Origin of the sequence: Collinsella sp. i06-0019-1H4, from assembly GCF_042849575.1 — a bacterium.
In the GTDB taxonomy this organism is placed as follows: Bacteria; Actinomycetota; Coriobacteriia; order Coriobacteriales; family Coriobacteriaceae; genus Collinsella.
In genome coordinates this window covers 1,643,500-1,670,389 of record NZ_BAABYB010000001.1, presented here as the reverse complement: position 1 = coordinate 1,670,389, position 26,890 = coordinate 1,643,500, and the positions used below count along the sequence as shown (strand labels likewise).

Genomic DNA, 26,890 nt, shown 5'->3' with positions numbered 1-26,890 from the left:
CCCGCGGGTGGAGCTAGACGCGCTCCTCGATAGCACCGTTTCTATATGCATCGAGCAGCTGGCGTAGGTCCTGGATTTGGCTGCGGATCTTGGCGCCAGTGTCGGTATCGCTGACCATGCGGCGGCGGTCGGCCTCGTCAAAGCGGTTGGTCTCGCTTTCGATGTCCACGTTGCGGGTGAGCGCCTCGGCAACCGTCGTAAAGGCCCGGTGCGACTTAAGACGGCATCCGCGCGAGCTCGAGATAAGCGTGTAGCCGGCGATGCCCGTCTTGGGATGGTAGGCGCGGCAGAAGCCGCCATCGATGACCAGCAGCTTACCGTTGGCGCGGATGGGCTGCTCGCCCTTGGTAGTTTTGACCGGGGTATGGCCGTTGATGATGTGCCCCGTCGGCGAGCAAGCCATGGGGGCAACGCCGAACTCGTGCATGATGTCGTCGCAGACCGAGGGCGACTTGGTAAGCGTGAAGTACGGGTCCATCGGCTCGGCCCAGGTGCTCTTATCGGCGATATAGGCGCGCTCAAAGGTACGCACCAGGCGTCCGCTCGCGGGTGAGTTAAAGCCGATCCACAGGTACCACATCCAGTCGAGGGCGTCGCGGTCGCCCACGCGCCAGGCGCGGCGGGCGATGCGGTCGCAAAAATCGAGATAATCGCGACCGGCGTGCCAGGTACCCAGGCAGTTCATGCTGCTAAAGGTGCCGTCTTCGTTGAGCGGCACGCAGCCGTGGAACAGCAGGTTGCCGTTGGCGACCTTATACATGGAGCCGTGGGTATAGAGGAAATCGATGTGGCGATGCAGGTGATCGGCGGTGACAAACTCGGACACGAGTTTGTCGATGATGTGCTGCTCCTCGGGCGTGAGCGTGTAGGGGTCCGCCGGATCGACGGTGGGGAAGTCGTTGGTCGTGAGCGGCCACACGCTGCCGTCGGCAAGCGTGACTGTGCCGGCGTCGTGATCGATCTTGTCGAGCAGCAGGCGGTCGGCCATGTCGAACTCGGGGTGGCGCTGGATAATCTGGCCCTCGAGCTTAAAGAGCAGGACATTAATGGCTTTGATCAGCGGGCTTATCGGCTCGCCGGCGGTATAGGTGGCGTCGGCGAAGGCGACAAGCTCGCGCAGCGAGATGCCATAGTCGTTCTCGAGAATCTCATAGTTGTCGTAGCGCAGGTTGTTGCGCAGCACCGTGGCGATGCAGGCGGGCTCGCCGGCAGCGGCGCCCATCCACAGCAGGTCGTGGTTGCCCCATTGAATATCGAGCGAATGATAGGTGAGCAGGCGGTCCATAATTTTGGCCGCGCCGCCGCCACGGTCGAAGATGTCGCCCACCAAGTGCAGGTGGTCGACGGCGAGGCGCTTGATGAGTGAAGCAAGCGACTCGATAAAGTCGTCGGCGCTGGCGGTCTCCAGAATGGATTCGATAATGCGCTCGTGATACCGCACGCGGTAGTTGTTCTCATCCGGATGCGTGTGCAGCAACTCGTCGATGATGTAGGCGTAATCGCGCGGGATGGCCTTACGCACCTTGGAGCGGGTATAACGGCTCGAAAGCGAGCGGGCAACCACAATGAGCTGGTCGAGCATGGTCTTGTACCAGGTGGGCGAGTCCTCGCGCCGGCTGCGGACAAGATCGATCTTCTCGCGCGGATAGTAGATGAGCGTGCACAGCTCGCCCTTTTCGTCAAAGGAGAGCGTGTCGCCAAAGATCTCGTCGACATGCTCGCGCACAACACCCGAGCAGTTGTTGAGGATGTGCATAAAGGCTTCGTATTCGCCATGCACATCGCTCATAAAATGCTCGGTGCCCTTGGGCAGGTTGAGGATGGCCGAGAGGTTGATGATCTCGGTGAATGCGGATTGCTCGGTGGGAAACTGTCTCGACAGCAGGCGCAGATACTTGAAGTCTTGCGGATTGCGATCGAATGCGACCATGAGGCACCTTCCGATATGGTTGGTAAAACTGATAAAACAGCGTCAAACGTTTATCAGTATGCGCCGCTTTTGTTTCGATTGGAGATGTGAGGTCAAATTGTTGGCCGAACGGTTTGGTAAATCGATTTAGTCGAGGTAGATATGGCGGTTGAATGGAGACATGTGGTCGTTTTTGTAGGCGCATACCTCCGGGATCGATAGAGATGATGACGGTAAAGATATTCACTACCTTTGGTTCAATTTGGTAAATAGTGGACATTTGTACCGTATTCACGATTGCTGTGCGATAATTTGCGCAGCAATGAGTAAGGAGCCTCATATGAGCGATTTTGTCCTGACCTGTGAATCTGCCGCCGATCGAACCCGTGAGTTCTTTGAATCGCGCAATATCCCTGTCGTGTGTTTTCATTACGAGATCGACGATGTTGTCTATACGGACGATTTATATCAGTCGATTACGCCGGACGAGTTTTTTGCCAAGATCGCCGCGGGTGTCATGCCAAAAACGTCGCAGCTGAGCGTGGGCGAGTACGAGGAGTTTTGGGAGCCGTTCGTTGCCGAAGGCAAGGACGTGCTGCACCTGACGCTATCTTCGGGTATTTCGGGCACGTATGGTTCGGCTTGCGTTGCGGCGCAGATGCTCGCGGATCGCTATCCCCAGGGCGGCAAGGTTCGCGTCATCGATTCGCTAGCGGCGTCTTCGGGCTTTGGCCTGTTGCTGGAATATGCCGCCGACGTGCGCGATAGCGGGGCTTCGCTCGACGAGACGGCCGCTTGGATCGAGGAACACAAGCTCAACCTGCACCACTGGTTCTTCTCGACCGATCTATCGAGCTACCTGCGCGGTGGTCGCATTTCGGCCGCGAGCGCGATTATCGGCACGGCGCTCAAGATTTGCCCGCTTATGACCGTCGATTGCGAAGGCAGGCTGTCGCCACGTGAGAAGATCCGCACCAAGAAGCGCGCGATCTCCGAGATGGCCAAGACCGTGATGGCACATGTGCAGGACGGCGCGAACTATTCGGGCAAGTGCATCATGTCGCAATCGGCGTGCCGCGAGGACGCCGAGGCCGTTGCGGCGCTGATCGAGGAACAGGTTCCGCAGCTCAAAGGCAAGATCGAGATCAACAATATCGGTGCTCTGATCGGTTCGCACACCGGCCCTGGCACGGTGGCCGTCTACTTTATGGGCGACAAGCGCGTGGATTAACGTCCGTGTGCTGGCTGACGGTTTTAACGGCTACGCCTGTCCTCCCGACATTTGATAACAGAAAAGGCCCGTCCCGTTGTTTGCGGGGCGGGCCAAGATGTTTTGCTAGCGTTTCTTTCCGCGGAAGAAGAAACCGTGCAGCGAGGGCTTGAGTCCGCGGTTGGCGCGACGCTCCTCGATATGATCGTGGATCGAAGCGACGCGTTCGATGACTTCGTCGGGGATCGGCACATCGGGATTCATGTTCTCGACCTGGCTAACCTCGGCGGCGGCGACCTGGTCGATAATGGGCACATCGTCGCGCGAGATGACGGGCGTGGCGTCTTCCTTCATCTTGCGGTATCGCTGCATCATGTCGGTCTGCAGCTGTTGGGCCGAAGGCGGTGTCCAGATGATGGCGTTGGCGCCGGCGGCGATGGTCTCGCGGATGCTCTCGGGCGTCTTACCGCCCGGCGCGATGAGCGGCAGGTTGGGATAGTGCTCGCGCAGCTCGCGCAGGACCTGGGGCGTGTTTTTGCCGGCGGCGATGTTGAGAATCTTGGCTCCGGCGCGCACCTTGGCGTGAGCATCGTCGTCGCAGCGAACGACCGTGGCGATGACGGGGATGTCGGCGATGTTGGTGATGTGCTCGACCATCTCGGCAGTAGCGGGGGAGTTGACCACGCAGCCCGCCGCGCCCTGCATCTCGGATACGGCCGCCATCTGCACGGAACGCTTACCGGTGGTGGTGCCGCCGCCAACGCCCACAAAGACCGGGCACTCGGCAACAGTCAGCAACGCTTGCGTAATGGCGGGCTGCGGCGTGAAGGGGTAGACGGCAAACACGGCGTCGGCATTGGAGTTGCGGATGACCGCCACGTCGGTGGTGTAGATGAGCGATTTGATGCGGCGGCCAAAGAGCGTAAAGCCGCTGGCCTCCTCGATCTCATCGGGCATACGGAGGGCTGCCTTGCGCAGACGCCCGTCGATGGGCAGCGGCTCCATGGGCAAAAGGCCGTTGGGAGTTACGGCCACCTGGGGCTCGGTAAATTCGTCTGCAAGCTCAACCTCGGAGAAGTCGACCGAGGCGACGATGTCCTCGTGAACCTCGGCGGGAACATCGATGGGGGCTTGGTCGTTCGTCGCGGCAGGCGTCTCGAAGGAGCTGGTGCCGACAAAGGCGTCGACGCGCTCGTTCAAATCGTTGAGAGAATCCATGGCGGTCCGTTTCTATGCTGTGCGGTCGGCAGTGTACGACCGGCGTTGCGAGTGCTAAATCGTTTGACGAGTTGATTTTTCCCCGCTGCGCCATCCGTTAGACTGAAGGGCCGGCGAACGTGAAGGAGCTGTGGTGGCGGGAATCGAGGTGCTATCTTGAATGTCCCGTATACAAAAGAGAGGTGACGCGGTATGGAATTCTCGGCAATGTTGGGCTCGATTGGCCTATGCGTGGGCGCAATCGTTGCCGCCGCGGTCATCTACTTTGCGGTCACGGCCATCAAGGGCAAAAAGGCTGAGCGCAAGGAGCGTGAAGCGCTTGCGCGGCATAAGGACCAGCAGGACAGGCGCGCACGGCGATAGCTTGTTGAGTTTTGAATCCGTGCGCTAGCTGCGTTTTCGGACCAGGGCGATATAGAAGCCCTCAAAGTCGCGACTGGGCGGAATGGTCAGCGTGCCGGGCATGCCGTTGGCAATGGCCGAGACGTGGCCTTCGGCAATGGCTTCGGTAAGGGCGTTGCACTCGATATGCGGATCCTCGCCGGCACCCTGGGCGCGACGCGCTTCGCTTTCGCTTGGCGTGCCGTCGAGGGGGATGAGCTCGCAGTCCATGTGCTTGTCGAGGGCCTCTTGCAGGGCATCCTCGTTTTCCTGCGGCAAGATCGAACAGGTCGAATAGACGAGCGTGCCGCCCGGTTTGAGGGCCCCCATGGCGCGGTCCAGAAGCGCGCGCTGCGAGCGGGCGCACTTAACGAGCAACTGTTCGGTGAGGCCGCGCAGGCTCTTTTCGTTGCCGCTGATGACGGTGCCCGTGCCGGTGCAGGGGGCGTCGAGCAGGATACGGTCAAAGCGGAAGAACTCGTCGAGCTCGCGTGCGTCAATGCGCATGACGGGCACGTTTTTGGCGCCCTGGCGGCCCAAGTTTGCCTCGAGCTTTTCGGCGCGGGGAATGCTCATCTCACAGGCGGTGAGGTGCGCCTGTCCCTGGGTGAGGGCGGCGATCTGCGTCGTCTTGCCGCCGGGGGCCGCGCACATGTCCAGGATGTCCTCGCCGGCCTGGGCGCCCAGCACCAAAGGCGGCATCATGGACGACAAGCTCTGCAGATAGATTTTGCCGTCACGGTAGATGTCGAGATCCCACAGATCGGAAACCTGGGCCTCGGGCAAGATGAACGCGTCCGGGTACCACGCGACGGAGCGGTGGGCGATCCCGGCGGCGTCGAGTGCCGCGGCAATGTCCTCGGCGGTCGCCTTGAGCGTGTTGGCGCGCAGCGTGACTGGGCGCGCGGCTGCGGCGCCAAAGCCCTCGATCATGAGCTCGGCATCGGCAGGCGTATAGGCACCGGCAACCGTGTCGACCATAAAGCGCGGCAGGTCGGCGGCGGAGTGTTGGGCGGCAAGCCGGTCGGAAAGCTCGGTAGCGGCAAACTGCCTGAGCTTGAGCTCGGGCTTAACCTGCTTTTTCTGCTTACGACGACGCGGCTTGGACATCCGTCTTTCCTTCCCGTCCCAAATTGACTACTTTCCGGGCACGCTGCTGCCGGCGTGCTTTAGTACTGGCTCTCGTGCTTGCTAAAGAAGTCGAAGCGCGGGGGCAGCGGCTTCACGCGGTGCTCGCCGGGCTTCTCGCCCAGGCTCTCCATAAACTCGTCCGTAGAGGCAAAGATGTTGTCCCAGCTAAAGAAGGCGACCGGATCGACGTCGAAGTACTCGCAGATGAGCTCGCAGCCGGCCGGGACGATGCCGTGCATGAGCACGGTCGCCACGCGCAGCTCGGTAAAGGCGTCGACCAGGGCCTGCTTCATGGCGGCGTTGGCTGGTTCGCCCTCGAGCTTGTTGGCGGCCTTGGAGGCGTCGCTCCAGCGCTTGTTGGCGGCGCGCAGGTAGTCGTCGCACACGGCGAGCGCACGGTGCGTCTCGAACTTGTACATGGCCTGCTCAAAGGCAAGGGCGGCCTGCTCGGCAGCCTCGACCACGGCGGCAGAGGCGGCACCGGCGGGGATGCAACCGTTGCGGTACGGGCTCTCGTCGCCCTCCTTGACGGCGACGCCGTAGAAGCAGCTGCGGGCCAGGCGGTTGAACACGCCGGTCAAAAGAGCGCTCTCCTTAAGGGCAGGATCGATGACGCGCTTGTCGTCGCAGGCGCGCACCTCGTTGCCGTCCTTGTCCTTGCCGGTCACGCGCGTGTCATATGCCTTGGGGCTAAAGCTCACCGGCTTCTCGGACAGACCGAGCGACAGCCAATGCGCGCGCATCTGCTCGCAGGTGTAGTGGTTGAGCAAGTCGTCTGCCGGCGGGGGAGGCGTCTGCGAGGACGAGCTGGCCTTTTTGCCCATGTAGAGCAGGTGGTAACAGGCGCTGACGGTGCTCTGCGTGAGGTTCCAACCCAGGGCCTCCCACATGGCGGTCTGCGCGATGCAGTAGAAGTAGATGTTGTCCTGGCCGATGAACTGGTAGATCTGCGCGTCGTCCGAGCACCACCAGTCGCGCCAGTCGAGTGAGCTGTGCTGATAGGTGGGCGCGGGGACCTGCGTGGAATCGGCGGAGGGCTCGCCCATGAGGGCGGCATCCTGGGCGGCGACACCCTCAGTTACGCCGGCGGCGCGGGCATCGCGGGCGAGCACGGTGCGGGTGTAGCTGATGGGCGCCCACAGACTCTCGGGCCAGCACCAGCAGGTGACGTCGTTCACGCCGTCGACCTCGGGCACCGGAACGCCCCAGTCGATGTTGCCGGTGATGCGGAAGGGCACGAGCGCCTTGCCGCTACGGAAGCGCACACCGCCGTTGGCGAGCACCGCGTGGGCGTCGTCGCGCTCCTTCCAGCTGGGGAAGGTGACGGTAAAGCTGCTCTTGTTGCCCTCGGGCTCCAGCACGGTGTGCTCGGGGAGCTGGTCCTCGACGGCGTCGAAGGCCTCGCGGAACTTGTTCTGGATGTAGAGCTGTGCCGGCAGCAGCCACTCTTCCATGGTCCTGGAGACCACGGAGCGAACCTGCGGGTTCTGGGCGAGCTTGGCGGTGTAGGTCTTCATAAAGTCGAGGTAGGCCGGCAGGTCGAAGTAGAGGTTGTCGACCGGGCGCAGCTCGGGCACCTCGCCGGTGAGCTGGCTCTTGGGAGCGATGAGCTCCTCGGGCTCAAACTGGTGACCCAGGTCGCACTCGTCGGCGTAGGCTTTCTCGGACTTGCAGCCCTGAATGGGGCAGCGGCCGATCACCTGACGGCCGTTGAGGAACGTGCCGGCCTTGGCGTCGTAGAACTGCAGCGTGGAGCGCTTGGAGATGGTGCCCTGCTCGTGCAGGCGCTCGATAATCTCGGCGGTAACCTCGTTGTGAATCTGCGCAGCCGGCTCAAGGCCCGAGCCGCCGTAGATATCGCAGCTGATGTTGTAGTTGTTGAGGGTCGCGGCCTGGCGGGAGTGATTGGACTCGACATACTCGCTAATGGACTTGTCGTAGCCTTCGTTCTCCTTGAGCTTGCGATAGCTCTCCATGATGGGCGAGCCATAGCAGTCGGTGCCCGAGGTGAAGATGACGTTCTCGCGGCCCAGGCGGTCGCGCAGGAAACGGGCGAAGAAGTCGGCCGGGACAAAGACGCCACCAACGTGGCCAAAGTGAAGGCCCTTGTTGCCGTAGGGCTCGCCGGCGGTAACGATGGCGCGGCGAGGCCAGCTGGGACGGTCGTTCATGGAGTATTTGGATGCCATGGGACTCCTTCGCATATGGTGAGAGCGCGGCCGGGCGCAAGGCCTGGCGACGCGGTGGTCAATTCGTGCATATCGCTCGACATTATCGCACATGCGGACGGGTACGTGGCAGGGGCGCTATCCTAAGATGCTATGAATGAGATTTCCAACATACATGCGTTTGAGGACGAGGATTTTCTGCACGCCTGCTTTGTGTGGGGAATGGCCGTGCTTGGCGCATTTGCCGTGTGCCTGGTGCCGGTGTTTATGCTGCTGGGCGGGCCCGCGGACTTGGATGCGGCTGACGTGGGTGGTTGGACGGCCGTTTTGGGCTGGATAGTCGGCTTGGCTGCGGTTTCGGCGGCGTCATTTGCCGTGCACGAGCTGGTGCACGGTGTGTTTTTTAAGTTGCTGGCGCCTGCGGGCGCGAAGGTGACCTTTGGGGCGAATCGCGAGACGGCGATGATCTATGCCTGCGCCGAGGGCGTGGTCTATTCGCGCCGGCGGTACGTGGCGGTTTGCCTGGCGCCGACGGTTGTTGTGACGGCGGCGTTTGCCCTGGGGTTTGCGTTCTCGGGCTATCCGCTGCTGTGCTACCTGGCGGCCGGCTTGCATTTGTCGGGTTGTGTGGGCGACTGGTATTACGTGCGGACCATTTTGCGCGACCGCCGCATTGTCGCCTGCGAGGACACGTCCTTTGGCGTGCGCTTTTTCGCAAGGTAGTCTATTTGGGATGATTTTTCTGGGACGGGGATTAAAAAATCATTGTGGGAGAGGAGATGTCCATGAAGCCGTTGCTGCTGCATGCTTGCTGCGCGCCGTGCTCGCTGGAGCCGGTTCGCCTGCTGCGCGAGGAAGGGTTTGAACCCACAATCTGCTGGACAAACCCCAATATTCAACCGCGTGATGAATGGCGGCGGCGTTTGGACGAGCTGCGCCGGTGGTGTGCCGATGGCGACATCGAGCTCATCGAGGCGGGGGAGGACCGCGAGCGCTGGGAGGTCGGCGTGGCCCCGCTGGGCGCCGATCGACCCCGTCGCTGTCGCGCGTGCTATGCCTTGCGCCTGGCCGAGGCATGCCGTGTGGCTCAGGAGCGTGGGTTCGAATATGTGGGTACGACGCTCGCCGTCTCGCCGTATCAGCTGTTCGATACCTGTAATGACGTGCTTGAGCGCTTGGCGGCGGCACATGGGCTCACCCCGGTCATTCGCGATTTTCGCCCGTATTACCCCGAGGCCACGCGCCGTTCGCGCGAGCTGGGCATGTATCGGCAGAATTATTGCGGCTGCCGATTCTCGGCCGTCGAGGCGGCCATGGACCGCGCCCGCATCCGCGACGAGCGCAAAGCGTCCAAAAAGTAGTTCTTTTGGGCTGACAGCCTGCTAGGATGTAGAGCGGACTTTAGCTATATAAGGAGTATCCGACGTGTCTATGCGTACCGATGATTTTGACTACAACCTTCCCGAGGAACTGATTGCCCAGGCTCCTGCCGAGCCGCGCGACTCCTGCCGCCTGCTGGTGGTGGATCGCAAGGGCTCCCAGGCGGGAACGCCGCTGGAGCACGGCGGTACCGTCGAGCACCGCATCTTCCGTGACATCATCGACTATATCGAGCCGGGCGATGTGCTCGTCATCAACAAGACGCGCGTGATGCCGGCCCGCCTGATCGGTCGCAAGACGGGCTCGGGCGGCGTGGTCGAGACGCTGCTGCTCAAGCGCCGCGAGGATGTTGACCCGCTGGGTCACGTTTGGGAGTGCCTGGTCAAGCCGGGCAAGCGCCTGAAGCCCGGTGCTCAGATTGAGTATCGCGCCGGTGGCGCCCATGCGCCCGAGGGTGCGCCCGTGGTGCTGACGGCCGAGGTTGTCGACTTTGTCACCGATAGCCGCGGTGGCCGTCTGGTGCGCTTTGAGCCGGCCGGTTGCAATGCCGCCGGCGAGCAGCGCACGCTCGACGAGGCCATCCATGCTGCCGGTCACGTGCCGCTGCCGCCCTACATTACCGATTACGAGGGCGATCCCGAGAAGTACCAGACCGTCTACGCCATGAAGGAGGAGCACTCGGCTGCCGCTCCCACGGCGGGCCTACACTTTACCCCCGAGCTCATGGCCGCTATCGAGGCCAAGGGTGCGAAGTTTGCCGCCGTCGAGCTCGAGGTGGGCATCGATACCTTCCGTCTGGTGGAGGAGGACGATCCCACGCAGCATGTGATGCACACCGAGCGCTACCACGTGTCGCAGGAAGTTGTCGACGCCGTGCATAAGGCGAAGGCCGAGGGACATCGCGTGATCGCCGTCGGCACCACCGCGGTGCGCTCGCTCGAGAGCGCGTTTGACGCAGACGCGCCGGTGTCCGATCCGGCCGTGACGGCGCGCTATTTTGAAGGCCGCGAGGATGGCGCCGACACGCTCGGCCGCGGTGACATCGTGGTGCGCGAGAACGCGACAACGCAGCTCTACCTCATGCCTGGCTCGACCTATCACGTGGTCGACGCACTGATCACCAACTTCCACGTGCCGCGTTCCACGCTCATGATGCTCGTGAGCGCGCTTGCCTCCCGCGACCAGATCATGGATGCCTACGCCGCCGCTATCGAAGAGCGTTACCGCTTCTTCAGCTTTGGCGATGCCATGCTCATTTGTTAGTTACGCGGTTCTACGAACCGCGTAACTGCTCGACGCTGCAAACGCCCCTAAGCGGCAATCTGACGTTCAATCGTCGGGCATGACCTTTGTAGTTACGCGGTTTTACCAAACCGCGTAACCGGTTGACGCTGCAAACCCGCCAGAGCGGCAATCTGCCTTTCAACTTCGGCGGCATGACCAGAAGGTCAATGCCGCCTTGTTTCAAGGCACCTTGCTCGCTCTGGTGGGTTTTCGCTCATATGACCCAATCCGCTGTCAAGAGCCACAATGGCCCCGCCGACCGCTTGCAATCGGTCGGCGGGGCCTGCCGTTAACCCGTCCCGGTCCGCCCCCGGCATGTCGTCGACGCCTTCGGCTCAGTCTCATATCCGCGGATACCGTTCTGTCGGCCCGCACTCCATTCCTTCGGCGGGGTTCCCCAAGTCTGTCGGGGCGCATGCGGAGGGCTCCGCGCGCACAGCGAAATAGGGGGTGTCCCCGAAGGCCGCCCGGCTCGCCGGGACGGGGGCTATGTCTATTCCGCGCCCTCCCGGCACATCATGCCGAGGGCCCAGAGCCACCTCACGAGCTCGGCCGCGGTGGCCGCGTTGGCCTTCGCCGCGGGCATGCCGCGGGCGAGCATCTCCTCGCGCCGCCGCAGGAGTCGCTCGGACCCCTTCCTCCCGTGCATCCTTATCTCGAGGGGCACGCCCGTGTCCCTCGGCATGAGCTTCGGCTGGTGCCGTGCCGCGGCGTAGCACCATGAGCCCTCAACGGCCAGCTTCCTCACGAGCGCGTTGCCCGCGCCGCTGATGCCTCCGAGCCGCACGGAGTCGCCGCTCGACCTCTGACTCGGCGCGAGGCCGAAGTAGGCCGTGACCTGCCTTCCGGAACGGAACCTCGTGAAGTCGCCGACCTCGGCCGAGAAGGCCGCGGCCAGCGCGAAGGCGCAGCCCTTGATCGACTGGAGGGCGGCCACCTCCGCGGCGATCGGGCTGGCATCCACGGCCGCCCTGTACTCGGAGAGCAGGTCCGCCCGGGCCTCCGCCGCGGCCTCGACCTCGTTCCTCAGGGCGGCGAGCGTCCGAACCCCGCCATCGTCCTCCGGCCTGACCTTGTCGAGCCACCTCAGGAAGTCGTAGGTCCAGTACTTCCTCGGGTTGCCGGCGGGCGTGGTGCCGCCGTAGGCGAACCCTCGCTTCGCGAGGAAGGCGAGCAGCCGCTGCTTGGCGGTCGCCAGGCGCGCGGTCGCCCCGTCGTAGGCGCCGGCGAGGTCCCTGATGCCTTCGACCTCGGGGGAGGGGACCCATACGGGGGAGATGTCGTGGGCGAGTATCGCCTTGGCCATCCTGGCGGCGTCGTTCCTGTCGTTCTTGGAGGCCGAGTCGGCGGCCGACCTGGGGATCTTCGAGACCGCGGCGACGACGCACTCGACGCCGAGCCCGGCGAGCTCCCTCTGCGGGGCGAAGCCGAGGTAGCCGCTCTCGTAGGCCGCGAGCGACGGCCCGGGGAACCCGTCCATCCACCCGGCGATCTCGCCCCAGGGGTTGCCGGGGAACCTCCTCGTCACGGCCTCGCCGGTGTCCGCGTCGAGGGCGCAGACGGTGGTCGACCTCAGGTGGACGTCCATCCCGAACGCGGTAGAATACTTTGGCATGGGAGCCTCCCAACCTCGTTGCGGCGCGGCTGCGCCTATGGCACTTCAACATCATTGTCGCAGCCCCGACCCGCGGTCACGAGCGGGGGCTCCTATCTTTTTAGTGCCCTCGGATTGGGTCATAGTGTCTGTCGGTGCCAAAACACCGGCGTTGCCTTGGCTGTCAATGTGGCACTTGGGGACGTTCCTTTTGTGCCGGCACCTGGGGACGTTCCTTATGTCAAGAGATTGGTACAAGAGGGATAGGTTGCCTTGCGCCAATCTAATAAGTTGCGGTGAGATGGTTCTTGAATTGGCCTTTTTGATGGCTAAACAGGAACTATCTCACCGCAACTGCGTTGAGCGTTTTTTGGCAGCTAGTTTACTTGCTCGCGAACAGCCAGATGAGGACGATCACCAGAATCACGGCGACAATGCAGACGATGGCTCCGGTGAATTTGATGCGTGAGTCGCGGGTACGCTCGCGCACGTCGTCCTCGGCGGCTTCGAGTTGAGCCACTTCGCGCTCGGTTTCGGCGTGCTCGGCCTTATCGCGGGCCAAGGAGCCTGCGAGCGATTCGGTAATCTCGGGATGGTCGTGCACCTCGGTCGCCTGCTCGATGATCGACTGCGCATGCGCTACATCCGCCTGGGCATTGGCAATAGCCTGCTCTTGCTCTCGACGTGCCTTGTCCTCGGCGGCGATTTTCTCGCGCAGCTCGCGCTGGCGCGTTGCGGCGGCGGCTTTTGCGGTCTGCAGCTCGTCGCGAGTGGCATCGGCCTCGGCCGTCACGGCCTGATGGGCTCGCTTGGCGTCGGCGATGGGGGCTTGCGCCTGCTCGACGGCGTGCTCGGCGGCCGCGAGCGAGTGCTCAAGATCGGCGGTGATGTTCGGGACATCTTCCTCGGCTTTGCGCAGGGCATCGGCCGTGTCGGAGATCTGCATCGAAAGCTCGCTGGTGCGCACCGTGTAATTGGCGGGATTCGCCGAAGGATTGCGCTGCAGCTCGGCATACTCGTGGCGCAGCGTTTCGAGTTGAGCACGCGTGGCGTCGACGGTTTGCTGTACTGCGGCAACGCCGGCGTCGCGCTCGGCCTGCACCTTGTCGCGGATGCGCTTGGAATCCTCGAGGCGGCGAACGAGGCGGTTACCGGTCTCGCGCGAGCTGGCTTCGCGCGCCTCCACCGCGTCGAGTGCGGCTTTGAGACGCCGCTCGGTGGCGTCGTCCTCTTCCTTCATTTGTTCGAGCTGCGCCTTGAGTTCTGTTGCCTTGGCAGCATGGGTATCGCGGCCGATTTCTGCCGCCGCGGCGGCCTTTTGTGCCGTGTCGATAGTCTGGCGCTGCTCGGTGACGATTTGGTCGTAGCGGCCTGCGATGTCTTGGCGTGTCTCGAGCTCCTCGCCTTGATCGGCGATGCGCTGCTCAAGTTCGGCCAGGTGAGCGCGGGCGTCCGCGAGTGCCTTCTTTGCGGCGTTCATCTCGCGCATGGCCGAGGCACCCTGGGCGATAAAGGCGCCCACGGCGCTGGCGGTGTTTGAGACGGCGCCTCCCAGATCGCGGCTGGCTGCTGGGGCGTGCAGGGCGGTCGGGTGACCGGCGTTTGCCGTGCCCGCATCGGGCGCCTGTGACGTGGTGATGCTGCCGGTGCCGCCCTCGACTACGGAAAAGCCGGCAGCGTGCGGGTCGACTGCATCGGCACCAATGGTGGGGTGCTCAAGCTGCAGGAACGAGGGCAGGGTGCTGCCTTGGTCGGCAACGGGGGTCTCGCCGGGCACGAAGGTCGAGGCGGCCTCGGCGGCCTCCTCTTCTTCGGCGTCAACATCGGCGTCGGCCACGGCGTCTTTCATCGCTTTGACGGCATCCATCATGGAGTCCATGACGGCATCGAGCTCTTCTTCCGAAGACACCTCGATGGGGCCTTCTGCTTGCGGGGCGGCTTCCTTTTCGGGGGCGTTGTCCTGAGCGTCCGAATCGTCGTTTTGCTCGCCGGCAACTTCTGCCGCAGGGATTTCCGTCGCAGCGCCGTTATCCAGAGTGGCGTCGTCGACGTCGGTATCATTGCAGGTCGCAGCGTCAGTATCTGCGGCGACGTCTGCTGAATCATCAATATGCTGTTGAGTCTGGGGGTCCAGCTCGTCCGTCATAGGCATGTGCTCCTCATCGTTGTTTGTCACCCTATGATAAAGTCTCGCGCCGACATCCCGCGCCCCGCAGCAAAGTTTCAAAACGTGTTCGATGACTCGCTTGGATAGCAAAAATTCGTCCTCTAAATTCAGTTTACGCTTGACATTCCCTTCGCCGAATGACGTTGCGCCGTTCGCCTGCTGCGGTCTTTATTTTTCACTTGAACCCGTTAAAGTTGCATTTCAGCTTTTGGCGCGTGAAGTTGGATACGCGCAGTCGGCGGGCGTGCCCGTCGCGATTTTGAAAGGACTTTGTATGGGACTTTTCACTGGTAAGACCGTGATCGTCACCGGCGGCGGCAAGGCCACGCTCAAGGACGGCTCCGCTGGCTCCATCGGTTACGGCATCGATATCGCTTTTGCCAAGGAGGGCGCAAACCTCGTTATTACCGGCCGCAACGTTGCCAAGCTCGAGGCTGCCAAGGAGTCCCTCGAGGCCGAGTACGGCATCAAGGTTCTGCCTGTTCAGGCCGATGTCTCGGCTGGTCAGGATAACGAGGCCGTCGTCCAGAACGTTATCGACAAGGCGATTGAGGAGTTCGGTCGCATCGACGCCGTCGTCAACAACGCTCAGGCCAGTGCCTCGGGTGTGACCATCGCCGACCACACCATGGACCAGTTTAATCTGGCCATTTACTCTGGCCTGTACGCCACCTACCTGTACATGCAGAAGGCCTATCCGCACCTGAAGGAGACCAAGGGCTCTGTGGTCAACTTTGCTTCGGGCGCCGGCCTGTTTGGTAACTATGGTCAGTGCAGCTATGCTGCCGCCAAAGAGGGCATCCGCGGCCTGACCCGCGTCGCCGCCAACGAGTGGGGCAAGGACGGCATCAACGTCAACATCGTGTGCCCGCTTGCCTGGACTGCTGCGCTCGAGAACTTCCAGGATGCTTACCCCGAGGCGTTCAAGGCCAACGTCCACATGCCGCCGGCGGGCCATTACGGCGATGTCGAGAAGGAGATCGGCCGCGTGGTCGTTCAGCTTTGCGGCCCCGACTTTAAGTACATGAACGGCGAGACCGTCACCCTCGAGGGTGGTATGGGCCAGCGGCCTTAGGGGTTACGGCGTTTTACCAAACGCCGTAACGGGCCGACGCTGCGCGGTCACCAGAGCGACAATTTGTCATTCAAAGAGGGCGGCATGACCAGAAGGTCTATGCCGCCCTCTTTTCATGCCAACTTGTTCGCTCTGGCGACCGCTCGCTGGCGTTGCCAGGGCATCGGCGTTTGCGTTGCTGACGAAAAGTAGTCGTTGGGGACGTTCTTAAATGACTAGTCGAAGGGGACACTCTTGCCGGCACTTGGGGACAGTCCCTGAGTGCCGGCAGATTGGGACACTCCTTTGCAAGATGGCGTTGAAGACTGTCCCCGACGGCTAGTCGTTTAAGAACGTCCCCAACGACTAGTTGTTTAATGCGTCAGTTTCTGTCGAGTCGGTGCGGGTTGCGGGTTGCCCGTATAATGGTTTGCGTATGAACCGCAACCAAGGAGTTCCAGTTTATGGACCAGAGCCTTTTTAAATTCGACCTGATCGCCGAGGACCCGACGACGCACGCGCGCGCCGGCGTGCTGCACACCCCGCACGGCGACATCGAGACGCCGATCTTTATGCCCGTGGGCACCAAGGCAAACGTCAAGGGTATTCCTACCGAGACCGTCAAGCAGCTCGGCGCCCAGATCGTGCTTGCCAATACCTACCACCTGTCCATGCGTCCCGGCGAGGACACCATCGCCGAGCTGGGCGGCCTACACAAGTTTATGAACTGGCACGGCCCCATCCTCACCGATTCGGGCGGTTTCCAGGTCTTCAGCCACAACGACGCCGTCAAGCTCACTGACGAGGGCGTGCGCTTTATCGTCAACGACTACGACGGCCGCCACGTGTTCTGGACGCCCGAGGACAACATGGAAATCGCCATGAAGCTCGGCTCCGACATCTGCATGCAGCTCGATCAGTGCCCCGGCTATCCTGCCACGCGCGCCTACGTCGAGCGCGCCGTGGAGCTGTCAAGCATGTGGGCCGAGCGCTGCTACAAGGCTCACACCCGCGATGACCAGGCACTCTTTGGCATCGTCCAGGGCGGCATGCATCTGGACCTGCGCCTTCGATCGCTGCGCCACCTGGAGGAGTGCGGCGACTTCCCCGGCTACGGCATCGGCGGCTACTCGGTGGGCGAGGACCACGAGACCATGTTCGAGACTCTGGCGCCGCTGGTTTCCGAGTACATGCCTAAGCACAAGCCGCGCTACCTCATGGGCGTCGGCAACCCTACCACGCTCGTGCGCGGCGTTGGCGTGGGCATCGACATGTTCGACTGCGTGCTGCCGACGCGCACCGGCCGCATGGGTACGGCGTTCTCCAGTGAAGGTCGCCTTAACTTCCGCAACGCGCGCTTTGCGCACGACGACGGTCCCATCGATCCCACTTGCACCTGCCCTGTGTGCACGGGCGGTTACAGCCGCGCGCTCATTCGCCACATGGTCACGCAGAAGGAGATGCTCGGTGGCATTCTGCTGTCGATACACAACATCTACTACCTGCTCAACCTTATGCAGCGTGCCCGCCAGGCCATTATCGAGGGCCGTTACGGCGCGTTTGTGAGCGACTGGATGAACAGTCCTGCGGCGGTGGATTACTAAGAGCCGCGGGCGCGCTTGCGGGGGCGCTCACGCGGTGTCGAGGCCGCGTGCCAATCGACCGCACGCAGCCGGCGCCGGGCATCGCATGCGCTGGCATCGGTTGCGCGACCGCTGACCGATGCTTTGCAAGCACGTGATGCATCGTGGGTACCATATCGAATAGTTGATGTTCGGGCGGGTGTTTGACGCATGGCGTCGACCCCGCCCGTTTCTATTTTCGATAGGAGTGCCCATGATTAAGAATGAGAACGTCGAGGGCGAGCCGGCTTACGACGAGACGTACCGGCGCGGTCCCGTGGTCATGCGCGGCCCCATGATTCCCAAGGACAACACCTACGCCAACCTGCTGGCACCCGAGGACTCGACCGACTGGTTGCACACCGACCCCTGGCGCGTGCTGCGCATTCAGGCAGAGTTCGTCGATGGCTTTGGCGCGCTTGCCGAGCTTGGTCCTGCGGTGACCATCTTCGGCAGTGCCCGCACGCCCAAGACAGATCCGCTCTACAAGGCGGCTCGCACGGTCGGTCGCAAAATCGCCCAGCGCGGCGTGGCGGTTATCACCGGCGGTGGCCCCGGCGTCATGGAGGCGGCCAACAGGGGAGCGGCGAGCGTGAACGGCAAGTCGGTCGGCTTGGGTATCGAGCTTCCGCACGAACATGGGCTCAACAAATACGTGAACCTTGGCATGGACTTCCGTTACTTCTTTGTGCGCAAGACCATGTTCGTCAAATACAGCTCGGGCGCCATCGTGTTTCCCGGCGGCTTTGGCACGCTCGACGAGATGTTCGAGGTGCTCACGCTGGTGCAGACGCACAAGGTCAAGCGCATGCCGCTCGTGCTGGTGGGCACCGAGTACTGGCAGGGCCTGTTCGACTGGCTCAACGGCCCGGTGATGGACGCCGGTATGATCAGTCCGCTCGATCCGGAGTTGGTGCACATTACCGACGACCTCAACGAGGCCGTCGATATCGCCCTGAGCGGGCTGATGTAGGGCGAGCGCATCTGTCGTTGTAGTGATGAGAAGGCAGACTGATGCTATTTAACATCAGTCTGCCTTCTAAACTGGGTATACTGATGCAAAAGACGAGAGCGAGGAGGTCGCGTATGTCTACTGCAACGGTTAAGCCTACGACGGTTCGCATCGAAGAGGGGCTCAAGGAACAGGCGACTGAGTTCTTGGATACAGTTGGCCTGAGTCTCAATTCGTATCTCAACCTTGCTGTTCGGCAGCTGGTAAATCAGCGAAAGATTCCTTTTGAGATCGTGGGTCGGCCCGAAGTTCCCAACGAGGCGACGAGGCGCGCCATGGTGATTGCCGAGGCTCATGAGTTGGGGATTTTGCCGGACGATAGCCCGTCATTCAATAACGCTGATGAGCTTATATCGTTCCTCGATGAGGGCTAGCGATGTTTGAGATTAAAGTCGAGACTCAGTTTAAGGCGGATTACAAACGGACGATGCGCATCCATCCGCAGCTAAAAACCGAGTTTAAGGCAGCAGTCGCAGAACTTGCAGCTCGCGGCTCGCTTCCCGCGGAATATGGCGCCCATGAGCTTTCAAACCCGGGCGGCAATTACAACGGCCACATCGATTTCCATCTATCCGATGGCTTGGTCGATGTGGTCGTTCTGTACTTGCCGCATAAGACTAATCCTGTGATCCGGCTGGTCAGAATGGGCTCGCATGAGGAACTGTTCCAGGGCCCGCAGGGCTGATTGCCCGCTCATAATTTGCGGTGGAATAGGGATTGATTTGCGGCTGATAAGCCAAAAACAGTCCCTATTCCACCGCAAGTGGTGGGGATGTCCTGCCTGTTGACGTGGCATCTGGCTTTCCCTTGTGGTTGATTTCGTCTAAGAGCTCCGCTGCGATCTCGCTGTTTTTGAACCTGATGCTGCAGTCTTCTTTCTTGGGGAAAGCTAGTAGCGGGATCGTTCCGTACCAGATAGTTTCTTCGTCAATTATCGCTGCACACAAACGTCCTTCTGCTCTAATGGCATGCTCGACGTTCATTTTTGCCAAAGTCTCGCTTGCATCTTCGCGCGGAGTCGAGGCAATGAAAAACTCAAGAGCAATCCCTCGGGCAGTGGCACCTTTGATTGCATCGCCGAGCTTTGCGAGGCAGGCGGCGGATGCGTAGGGCGCGGCAATGAAGATGCTCTTAGCGGCGCCAACGATGTCTTCAACCAGAGTCTCTACGGCATTAGCCGGTTCTATGAGAATGTTTTGATCGGACTGCTCGCTGCCTCCGGTCACGTAGACTTCGTACCCGAGCTTGGCGTAGGTCTTGAGTCTCTTCTGGTACATGCGGGCGAGCATGGGTATAGATAAATCAACGTAGTCGAATATCTCAACCCGTCGCTTGCCCTCGTGGCTTCTATGGAGCCTGCCTGCCTGCTGCGTGATGCTGCCGTCCCACGATATCGGCGTGGCAATGAGTAGAGTGTCAAGGTAGGACAGATCGAAGCCCTCGCCCAAAAGGCTTTCGGTGGCGACGATGATTCGATGTTCATGCTCGAAGCGGGGAAGACTGCTCAGTATCGTTTTTCTTTCTTTGGCGTCGATTTCCCCGGTCAGGAGAACGGGTTCGTGTCCTTGGTTTTTGAGCATCCCGAACAGCTCCTCGGCATGCTTTTTCCTTTTAGTCAGCACGAGCGGATGCCGGCCGTTTGACGCAGCTTCAATAGCGTCGTTGACAATCAATTCGTTTCTAGCTGCATGCGTGCACAGCAGGTCGAGAATCTGATTGAAGTTTGCACCTGGCTCGTAGGCGGGTAGTCGAATTCCAGTAAAACGAGGCCGTACGATGCGCTGGATGCCCTGCTGAATCGCTTGCGCTTTTGGATCGATAACATAACGGAGCGGGCCGCAGAGCATGGAGAGCGCCCGCGTAAGGCCGTCGGATCGTTCGGGCGTCGCAGAAAGGCCGTATACGTATTTGGCCGGGGCGGACTTGAGAATAAGCTCGAGCTGTGGTGCGGCGGCATGGTGGCATTCGTCGCAGATAATGAGGCCGTAATTACGAACAAGGCCCTTAACTATCGGCTCTCCGGTTTGGCGGTCTTTGCCAGATAACGACTGGAATGAAGCGATGTCGACGAGGCCGCTTACGGCCATTTTGCCTCCTCCTATTTGTCCGATGACCGGAGGCTGCCTTTTGCTGATTCGTCCTTTTGGGGTTCGGACGGGCTCCCTGTTGTCCGTAATGTCGATAAATCGCTCGAGCTGGGATTTCCATTGGGTTATGAGTGCGGTTTTGGGAACGATGACGAGCGTTGGAAGACCAATGGATGCAATAAGATAAGCTCCGATGACTGTTTTACCGAAGCCTGTCGGCGCGGACATGATTCCGTCTTCGTATATGAGCATCTGATCAGCGGCGATTTGCTGCTCAGGGCGAAGGACTCCTTTAAATGCCATAACAATCGGATTACCCGATTTGCGCTCGTCTGAATAGTGGGCGGTAACGCCGGTCTCTTGAACTAGCTGCTCAAGTTGAGTTTTGCAGCCCCGGGGAATTGCAACATGACCATCTCTCAGTTCGCTAAGGTCTATGAGTCGCGGTTTGCCGAATACTGATTGATGCATGGACTGCGCGCGATAGAATGCCGGATTGGCAAATGTCGCAAGTCCGCGGATTTCCATTTGAGCTGCTGGACTCAGAGACTTCTCGGGGATGTACAGCATATCGGCTTGAATAACGGGCAGCGATGAGGGAAAGTCCCGCGATGTGAGTGGTAGTCGCTTTCGTGGTCTTTGGGCATACCGTTTGCCCTTGTTTGCCACCGTAGTTGTTGCTGGTCCGTGCGGGTTGTTTCCAGGGGCCTCAATCAGATCTTGCACCGTCGAGCGCGGAATCAGCTGGACTTGTGATAGATAGAGCCATTGGTCGGGAAAGGGCTTGAATTGTTCGTCTACAAATACACTGTTTCCTTCACGTTGCGCCTTGCCTTGAAAGGGGAGTGCGATGAGGTTTCCGAAGCCTCCATCGGGAATAGTGGCCTGAGCGGGTAGCATTCGATCAAAGGCCTCGAACGTGATTGTCTTATTATGCGCCGCAGCTTCGGTTATGAGGCAACTTCCAAACTCTCGGGCAGCCTTTGCGCTGATTGGCTCGAGGAAGAAAAACCAGATGTGGGCGCCGTTGCCGGACCTTGAGCGCTCAACGGCGGCGTTAATGCCCCGTCGTATTGCAACAAGCCGTACGGCATTTGTTGCCTCTTTCCAGTCCGCTTTGTCAAAATCGATGACGAGAACTTTCGTGTTGCAGTTCCTATCGAGAACATATTGCCCGAGGACATCGCGGAACCGGTCATCGTTGCCTTTAAAGTGAGCAATGATTGCGGCATCGCTTAATTCCGGGAAGACGCGATTGCTGCATTCTACGCATTTAACTCTTTGATGGGCTGCTTTGGGGCAAATTCCTGGCTCCCACTCATTAGCACAAGCAGGCGTATAGCCAATGCCCCCGTCCTTTCTGCGATATCCATGAGCGTAAACATCTTTGCGCCCGGTAAAGAGACTGCGAAAGAGCTCGAGTTTATCGCGTGCTGGGCTCGCGCTGGTGACGATGCCCTCGATTTGCGCTCGTTCATCGAACAAAGCGCCAGCTTCTTCCCACTCTTCTAGCGTTGCGTAGCGTACGTCTGAACCGTTGTTGCAAATGACGATTTGTCGGTGTTGGTCCGATATATGTGTGATCGTCTGATCGTATTTAAATTGTGCGGTCCCAAAGAGGGCGTATTGATGCATGGCGTTGCCCATTTGAATGCCGTCCTTGTATTGGAGTTGTTGAGACGAGGGTACGGCATTACGGCTTTTTGGGATATGTAATTTCGATTCAAGTTTGCTAATGGCAAGGGATTATTCTGCGAGCGGCTTTCGGACGATGCCAAGGCGCGCGACGGCCCTTGATAATCAGGGTTTGCGGTCATATAGGTAGCCGGAGGCGTAAAGAGCGGACCTCATTCAGACCCGGTGGGCAAAAAATGGCAAATATGAGTACTGTTGCTCGGTTAGTCTCATATCATTTGAGAAGTATCTAAGACCAATTGACTGAGTTTTAGTATATTCACCCCTCTAAACACGACGATTCGGGGCTTTATGGAGCTTGAAATCGGTGGAAGCGGGCAATTTCAGCGACATTTTGCTGTTACTAAATTTATGACAGTACTCATATTTGCCATTTTTTGCCCACCGGGTACCGCTAGGGGCTAGTCGAAGCTCCCCCAAACAGCTGGGAATGCGCCGATCGTCAGCATATCTTGTATATGGATGGCTCAGCAAAAGAAGTTGCGGTGGAATGGGGATTGATTTGCGGCTGATAAGCCAAAAACAGTCCCTATTCCACCGCAACTGATGTGGGCGTCCCTAGCGAGTTGGCTGGTAGCGCGGGCAGTAGCTGATGGCGATGGCGTCGACGCCTACGTGGGTCGCGATGGTGCAGCCGATGGGGCCGGTGCCGGCGTCTACGTAGTTCTGGCCTGCGAGCGCCTGGTTGACGAGCTCGTGCTCCTCGGCGGCGCCGGTCGTGAGTACGCGCACGCTCGAACCCGGGTGTTCAGCCAAAAACGCGAGGCAGTCGGCCATGGTGTTGGCGACGATGCGCTTGGCGCCGCGGCCCTTCTTGATGGCCTTGATCTCGCCCGATTTCCACTCCGGCGAAACGGCTAGGCGAATGTTGAGCATTTGCGTGAGCTGGCCGGCGAGTTTAGGTGCGCGGCCGTTCTTAACGAGGTTTTCGAGCGTGCGGGGAATCAGCAGCAGGTGGGCGTCGGGCAGCGTCGCGCGGATCTGCGCCTCGGTCTCGTCCAGGCTGCGGCCGTCCTCGCGCATGGCCAGCGCGTACTCCACCAGCAGGCCCTCGGCGCCCGAGCCGGTGCGTGAGTCGATGCAGCGCACGTCGAGCTCGTGCGTTTCGGCCGTCAGGCTGGCGTTGGCATAGCAGGCGGACCACTCGCTGCACAGCGAGATAAAGATGGCGCTGTCGTGGCCGTCGGCGAGCACGCGATCAAAGAGCGCCTTGAACTCACCGGCGCTCGGCTGCGAGGTGTGCGGTAGCTGCTCGGAGCCTGCCATGCGGGCGACGTACTCCTCGGCGGTGATCTGCACCTGGTCGAGCAGGTCCTCACCTTCGATAATTACATGCAGCGGAATCACGTAAATGCCGAGCTCTTGGGCGCGGGCGGGGGAGATGTCCGACGTGGAGTCGGTTATGATGGCAAAAGACATAATTGCACCTTTCGTTGGGGCGCTTGCGCGCCGCCTTCTGAGAGCAAAGTGCGACAAGTATAGTGGAGTCGTTCCACATTGCCAGCTTTATTTGTTGAATAGTCAACAGTTTGAAGTGTAAGTGTGGAAATCACCAACTGGGGAAGAGGGATGCCGATGGAGGCGCTGGAGATATGCAGACGGCCGATTGTGCTGTTCGATTTTGACGGCACGGTGGCAGATACGGGCCGGGCGGTGATGACCTCGACGCGCAAGACGCTGGCTGCGCGCGGGTTTTCTGAGGCGCAGATGGGTGACCTGCGCCGCATGATCGGGCCGCCCCTGTGGAAGAGCTTCCACGACTTTTACGGCTTTTCCCGCGAGGAGTCGCTTGTGGTGGCCGACGAGTACCGTGCCTTTTTTGATGAGCTGGGGCCGGAGGAGTACCCCGTGTTCGATGGGATTCCCGAGCTGCTGGATGGGTTGACCGCCCAGGGCAAGCGTATGGCCGTGGCGACGTCGCGCATGGAGGCGAAGTGCATCGATATGGTGCATGAGCTGGGGCTTTGCCAGTTCGAAGCCGTGGTTGGCATGAATCCGCCGCAGGGGCGCGAGACCAAGGCAGATTCGGTTCGCGATGCGCTGGCGGCGCTCGGTGCGACGGCCGACGAGGCCGTGATGATCGGCGACCGCTTTAACGATGTGGAGGGCGCGCACGCGATGGGTGTGCCGTGTATCGGCATCTATTCGGGCGCGGCGGCGCCGGGGGAGCACGAGGCCGCGGGTGCCGATGCGGTGGTGCACTCGGCGGCCGAGCTTGCTAAACTTTTCGCTATATAAGTATGTGATGTGAGGGGCGGGCACGCTCGCCCCTCATTGGTAAGGAGGTCGTCCATGAATCAGGTGGAGCAGAGCGTCGCTGAGTATGTCGACGAGGTCTGGGAAGATGTCGTCGCCGATATCGAGCAGCTGGTGAGTTATCCGTCCGTAGCCGTTGCTGCCGACGCAGAGCCCGGTGCGCCGTTTGGCCGCCCGGTCCGTGATGCGTTCGATTGCGCGCTCGGCATTGCGCAGAAGCTCGGCTACCAGACGAGCGACGACGAGGGCTATGTGGGCATTGCCGATATCCCTGGCCGCGGCGACAAGCAGCTCGCGACCATCTGCCACGTGGACGTGGTTCCCGCCGGTCCCGGTTGGAACACCGACCCGTTTGCGATGGAGCGCCGAGAGGGCTGGCTGCTCGGTCGCGGCGTAATCGACGACAAGGGCCCGGCGGTGCTGTCGCTCTACGCCGGCGCCTATCTGCTCAAGCACGGCATTACCCCGCGCTATACCTTCCGCGCGCTGCTGGGATGCGATGAGGAAGTGGGCATGTCCGACGTTCACCATTATCTGGAGAACCACGCGAACCCCGACTTTCTGTTTACGCCCGATGCCGAGTTCCCGGTTTGTAATGCCGAGAAGGGCCAGTTTGGGGCGACGTTTGCGAGTCCCAAGATCGACGGCGGGCGCATTGTGTCCTGGAGCGGCGCCGAAGCGAGCAACGCCATTCCGTCGCAGTCTATCTGCGAGCTTGCGATTGCCGCCGATGAGCTGCCGGCGCCTGTTGAGAACGCCGACCGCCTGGAGATTACGGCGCTCGAGAACGGCCATGCCCAGATTTTTGCGCACGGTATTGGTGGCCATGCTTCGATGCCCGAGGGGACGATCAACGCCGTCGGCCTGATCGTGACGTACCTGCGCGAGGTCGAGGATACGTTTGGTGCCCGCGGCGAGCGCCTGCTCACGCCTGCGGAGCACGAGTTCGTCAAGTTCTTGGCCTTTGTGCATGCGGACGCCTATGGTCGCGGCTTGGGCATCGATGCGACGAGCGCGGCGTTTGGCCCGCTCACGTGCAACCCCGGCGTCATCCGCGTGGTGGATGGCCACATTGAGCAGGTCATCGACGTGCGTTTCCCCGACAGCACGAGCGCCGATACCATCCGCGAGCAGCTCGAGCCGCTCGTGGGCCGCTTTGGCGTGACGTATCGCGTGGGTCGTGCCAAGGTGCCGTTCTCAGTTTCGGCCGACGACCCGGCCGTGAGGGCGCTTATCGATACCTATAACGAGTTTACGGGCAAGCATGCCGAGCCCTTTGCCATGGGCGGCGGCACGTACGCGCGCAACTTTGCCCGCGCCGTCTCGTTTGGCCCCGAGGAGACCGGCCTGGAGCTGCCCGCATGGGGCGGCCAGATGCACGGCCCCAACGAGTGCGCCAACGAGGAACAGCTCAAGCAGGCGCTCAAGATCTATATCGTGGCGATCCTTCGTCTAAACGAACTCGAACTTTAAGGTTACGCGGTTTCCCAATCTAAGTTGCGGTGGAGTAGTTCCTAAAATGGGCCATTTGATGGCCAAGCAGGAACTATTTCACCGCAACTTTGTTTTTATTGGTGTAAAAAGCGTGCCATGCTTGGGTGGGGATTGTTATTCGTTTGTAAAGGCTGGGCCGCGCTTGCGGTAAGGGTCTATCAAAAGCCCGTAAGAGACCGCAGATAACGCGGCTGTCGTCCGATCGAGGCCGTATCTTTCCAAACAGCAAAGCGGGCAGGGTGCCCGCGAGTTGCATGTATGAAAGGAAGATCATGCTCGATCAGGCTTATTCTCGTCGTCAGTTCCTCGGCCTTGCTGGTGGTCTTGCCAGCATCGTCGGTCTCGGTCTCGTTGGCTGCGGCGGCGCAGGCGCATCCGACGCCGCCGACAAGGGTAGCGCCGCTGCTGCCGAGTCCGTCTCCGGCGAGGTGACCTACGACGGTGCCTCCTCGTTCCAGGCTCTCGTCGAGGCCGCTGCCGAGAAGTTCATGGATGCCAACCCCGACGTCTCCGTCTCCGGCTCGGGCAACGGTTCGGGCAAAGGTCTGACCGCTGTTGCCGCCGGCACCGTCACCATCGGTAACTCCGACGTCTTCGCCGAGACCAAGCTCGAGGCCGACCAGGTCAAGAACCTCGTCGACCACGAGGTCGCCGTCGTGGGCATGGGTCCCGTCGTCTCTAAGAACGTGAAGGTCGACGACCTGTCCCTCGAGCAGCTCAAGGGCATCTTCTCCGGCCAGATCACCAACTGGAAGGAGGTCGGCGGCGACGACGCCGAGATCGTCGTTCTCAACCGCAAGGCCGGCTCCGGCACCCGCGCCACCTTCGAGGCTGCCGTCTTTGGCGACGAGGCCGTCGACTTTAAGGGCGACGCCGAGCTCGACAAGTCCGGCGACGTTCAGACTCAGATGGGCAGCACCGACAACGCCATCTCCTACCTGGACTTCTCGCACTTCGATGACTCCAAGTTCAACGCCATCAAGGTCGAGGGTGTCGAGCCCAAGAGCGCAAACGTCACCGACGACTCCTTTAAGATCTGGGCTACCGAGCACATGTACTGCGCAAAGGACGCCGACGACGCCACCAAGGCCTTCCTGGAGTTCATGCTTTCCGACGACGTCCAGGGCAAGCTCGTCGAGGAGCAAGGCTTTATCCCCGTCTCTGCCATGAAGGTCGTCAAGGACGCCAGCGGCAAGGTCTCTGCTAAATAAGTAATCGCCCCCGGAAA

21 protein-coding genes are annotated in these 26,890 nt (G+C 60.9%); 13 read left to right on the top strand and 8 right to left on the bottom strand.

Features of this window, described 5'->3' with window-relative positions; all coding sequences use genetic code 11:
• Positions 1 to 13: 13 nt before the first annotated feature.
• Entirely contained in the window at positions 14 to 1,930 is a 1,917-nt protein-coding gene (locus ACGHEN_RS07405; RefSeq protein WP_390398530.1) for a fructose-1,6-bisphosphatase, read from the bottom strand.
• 319 nt (positions 1,931 to 2,249) lie between these two features.
• Between ACGHEN_RS07405 and ACGHEN_RS07400 the strand changes: the two genes are divergently transcribed.
• The gene (locus tag ACGHEN_RS07400; protein ID WP_390398527.1) at positions 2,250 to 3,140 is read left to right on the top strand and encodes a DegV family protein; all 891 of its coding nucleotides are present in this window, start codon (positions 2,250 to 2,252) and stop codon (positions 3,138 to 3,140) included.
• Between the two features lie 105 nt (positions 3,141 to 3,245).
• Here ACGHEN_RS07400 and ACGHEN_RS07395 read toward each other — a convergent pair whose 3' ends face one another.
• Positions 3,246 to 4,337 carry a hypothetical protein gene (locus ACGHEN_RS07395; protein ID WP_390398525.1) on the bottom strand — a complete coding sequence of 364 codons (1,092 nt, stop codon included), beginning with the start codon at positions 4,335 to 4,337 and terminating at the stop codon, positions 3,246 to 3,248.
• A 192-nt stretch (positions 4,338 to 4,529) separates the two neighbouring features.
• Between ACGHEN_RS07395 and ACGHEN_RS07390 the strand changes: the two genes are divergently transcribed.
• Entirely contained in the window at positions 4,530 to 4,700 is a 171-nt protein-coding gene (locus tag ACGHEN_RS07390) for a hypothetical protein (RefSeq protein WP_390398522.1), read from the top strand.
• 24 nt (positions 4,701 to 4,724) lie between these two features.
• Here the strand turns inward: ACGHEN_RS07390 and ACGHEN_RS07385 are convergent, their stop codons facing one another.
• Together ACGHEN_RS07385 and ACGHEN_RS07380 are read right to left on the bottom strand one after the other, a co-directional pair.
• On the bottom strand, positions 4,725 to 5,828 hold the full coding sequence (locus tag ACGHEN_RS07385) for an RsmB/NOP family class I SAM-dependent RNA methyltransferase (protein WP_390398520.1): 1,104 nt from the start codon (positions 5,826 to 5,828) through the stop codon (positions 4,725 to 4,727).
• A 59-nt stretch (positions 5,829 to 5,887) separates the two neighbouring features.
• On the bottom strand, positions 5,888 to 8,038 hold the full coding sequence (locus tag ACGHEN_RS07380) for a class I tRNA ligase family protein (RefSeq protein WP_390398518.1): 2,151 nt from the start codon (positions 8,036 to 8,038) through the stop codon (positions 5,888 to 5,890).
• A 132-nt stretch (positions 8,039 to 8,170) separates the two neighbouring features.
• Between ACGHEN_RS07380 and ACGHEN_RS07375 the strand changes: the two genes are divergently transcribed.
• The 3 genes from ACGHEN_RS07375 to queA all read left to right on the top strand — a co-directional run bounded on the left by ACGHEN_RS07375 (position 8,171) and on the right by queA (position 10,660).
• Positions 8,171 to 8,740: a DUF3267 domain-containing protein gene (locus ACGHEN_RS07375; protein ID WP_390398516.1), complete on the top strand. Its 570-nt coding sequence runs from the start codon at positions 8,171 to 8,173 to the stop codon at positions 8,738 to 8,740.
• 62 nt (positions 8,741 to 8,802) lie between these two features.
• The gene (locus ACGHEN_RS07370) at positions 8,803 to 9,378 is read left to right on the top strand and encodes an epoxyqueuosine reductase QueH (protein ID WP_390398514.1); all 576 of its coding nucleotides are present in this window, start codon (positions 8,803 to 8,805) and stop codon (positions 9,376 to 9,378) included.
• Between the two features lie 70 nt (positions 9,379 to 9,448).
• On the top strand, positions 9,449 to 10,660 hold the full coding sequence (queA, locus tag ACGHEN_RS07365; protein WP_390399398.1) for a tRNA preQ1(34) S-adenosylmethionine ribosyltransferase-isomerase QueA: 1,212 nt from the start codon (positions 9,449 to 9,451) through the stop codon (positions 10,658 to 10,660).
• Between the two features lie 514 nt (positions 10,661 to 11,174).
• On the opposite strand, the gene ACGHEN_RS07360 is transcribed toward queA, so the two are convergent.
• Together ACGHEN_RS07360 and ACGHEN_RS07355 are read right to left on the bottom strand one after the other, a co-directional pair.
• Positions 11,175 to 12,296, bottom strand: a complete 1,122-nt coding sequence (locus ACGHEN_RS07360) for an IS110 family transposase (RefSeq protein WP_117846440.1) — start codon at positions 12,294 to 12,296, stop codon at positions 11,175 to 11,177.
• Positions 12,297 to 12,657: 361 nt separating this feature from the next.
• A complete protein-coding gene (locus tag ACGHEN_RS07355; RefSeq protein ID WP_390398512.1) occupies positions 12,658 to 14,421 on the bottom strand; it encodes a hypothetical protein in 1,764 nt (587 codons plus the stop codon).
• 295 nt (positions 14,422 to 14,716) lie between these two features.
• On the opposite strand from ACGHEN_RS07355, the gene ACGHEN_RS07350 reads away from it, so the two are divergent.
• The 5 genes from ACGHEN_RS07350 to ACGHEN_RS07330 all read left to right on the top strand — a co-directional run bounded on the left by ACGHEN_RS07350 (position 14,717) and on the right by ACGHEN_RS07330 (position 18,815).
• The gene (locus ACGHEN_RS07350; protein WP_390398511.1) at positions 14,717 to 15,517 is read left to right on the top strand and encodes an SDR family NAD(P)-dependent oxidoreductase; all 801 of its coding nucleotides are present in this window, start codon (positions 14,717 to 14,719) and stop codon (positions 15,515 to 15,517) included.
• Positions 15,518 to 15,960: 443 nt separating this feature from the next.
• Entirely contained in the window at positions 15,961 to 17,100 is a 1,140-nt protein-coding gene (gene tgt / locus ACGHEN_RS07345; RefSeq protein WP_390398509.1) for a tRNA guanosine(34) transglycosylase Tgt, read from the top strand.
• Positions 17,101 to 17,332: 232 nt separating this feature from the next.
• Positions 17,333 to 18,091 carry a TIGR00730 family Rossman fold protein gene (locus ACGHEN_RS07340; RefSeq protein ID WP_118079593.1) on the top strand — a complete coding sequence of 253 codons (759 nt, stop codon included), beginning with the start codon at positions 17,333 to 17,335 and terminating at the stop codon, positions 18,089 to 18,091.
• 113 nt (positions 18,092 to 18,204) lie between these two features.
• Positions 18,205 to 18,504 carry a type II toxin-antitoxin system RelB/DinJ family antitoxin gene (locus ACGHEN_RS07335; RefSeq protein ID WP_390398507.1) on the top strand — a complete coding sequence of 100 codons (300 nt, stop codon included), beginning with the start codon at positions 18,205 to 18,207 and terminating at the stop codon, positions 18,502 to 18,504.
• A gap of 2 nt (positions 18,505 to 18,506) precedes the next feature.
• Complete coding sequence (locus ACGHEN_RS07330; protein WP_390398506.1) at positions 18,507 to 18,815, top strand: type II toxin-antitoxin system YafQ family toxin; 309 nt, start codon at positions 18,507 to 18,509, stop codon at positions 18,813 to 18,815.
• Between the two features lie 64 nt (positions 18,816 to 18,879).
• On the opposite strand, the gene ACGHEN_RS07325 is transcribed toward ACGHEN_RS07330, so the two are convergent.
• Together ACGHEN_RS07325 and ACGHEN_RS07320 are read right to left on the bottom strand one after the other, a co-directional pair.
• Positions 18,880 to 21,864, bottom strand: coding sequence for a DEAD/DEAH box helicase family protein (locus tag ACGHEN_RS07325; protein ID WP_390398504.1), 2,985 nt, complete (start codon positions 21,862 to 21,864; stop codon positions 18,880 to 18,882).
• Between the two features lie 606 nt (positions 21,865 to 22,470).
• Positions 22,471 to 23,331: a DegV family protein gene (locus tag ACGHEN_RS07320; protein ID WP_052044061.1), complete on the bottom strand. Its 861-nt coding sequence runs from the start codon at positions 23,329 to 23,331 to the stop codon at positions 22,471 to 22,473.
• Positions 23,332 to 23,487: 156 nt separating this feature from the next.
• On the opposite strand from ACGHEN_RS07320, the gene ACGHEN_RS07315 reads away from it, so the two are divergent.
• The 3 genes from ACGHEN_RS07315 (at position 23,488) to ACGHEN_RS07305 (ending at position 26,873) form a co-directional block, all read left to right on the top strand.
• Positions 23,488 to 24,150: an HAD hydrolase-like protein gene (locus ACGHEN_RS07315; RefSeq protein ID WP_390398502.1), complete on the top strand. Its 663-nt coding sequence runs from the start codon at positions 23,488 to 23,490 to the stop codon at positions 24,148 to 24,150.
• A 54-nt stretch (positions 24,151 to 24,204) separates the two neighbouring features.
• A complete protein-coding gene (locus ACGHEN_RS07310) occupies positions 24,205 to 25,641 on the top strand; it encodes a M20 family metallopeptidase (protein ID WP_390398500.1) in 1,437 nt (478 codons plus the stop codon).
• A gap of 293 nt (positions 25,642 to 25,934) precedes the next feature.
• The gene (locus tag ACGHEN_RS07305) at positions 25,935 to 26,873 is read left to right on the top strand and encodes a phosphate ABC transporter substrate-binding protein (protein WP_390398497.1); all 939 of its coding nucleotides are present in this window, start codon (positions 25,935 to 25,937) and stop codon (positions 26,871 to 26,873) included.
• Positions 26,874 to 26,890 lie beyond the last annotated feature (17 nt).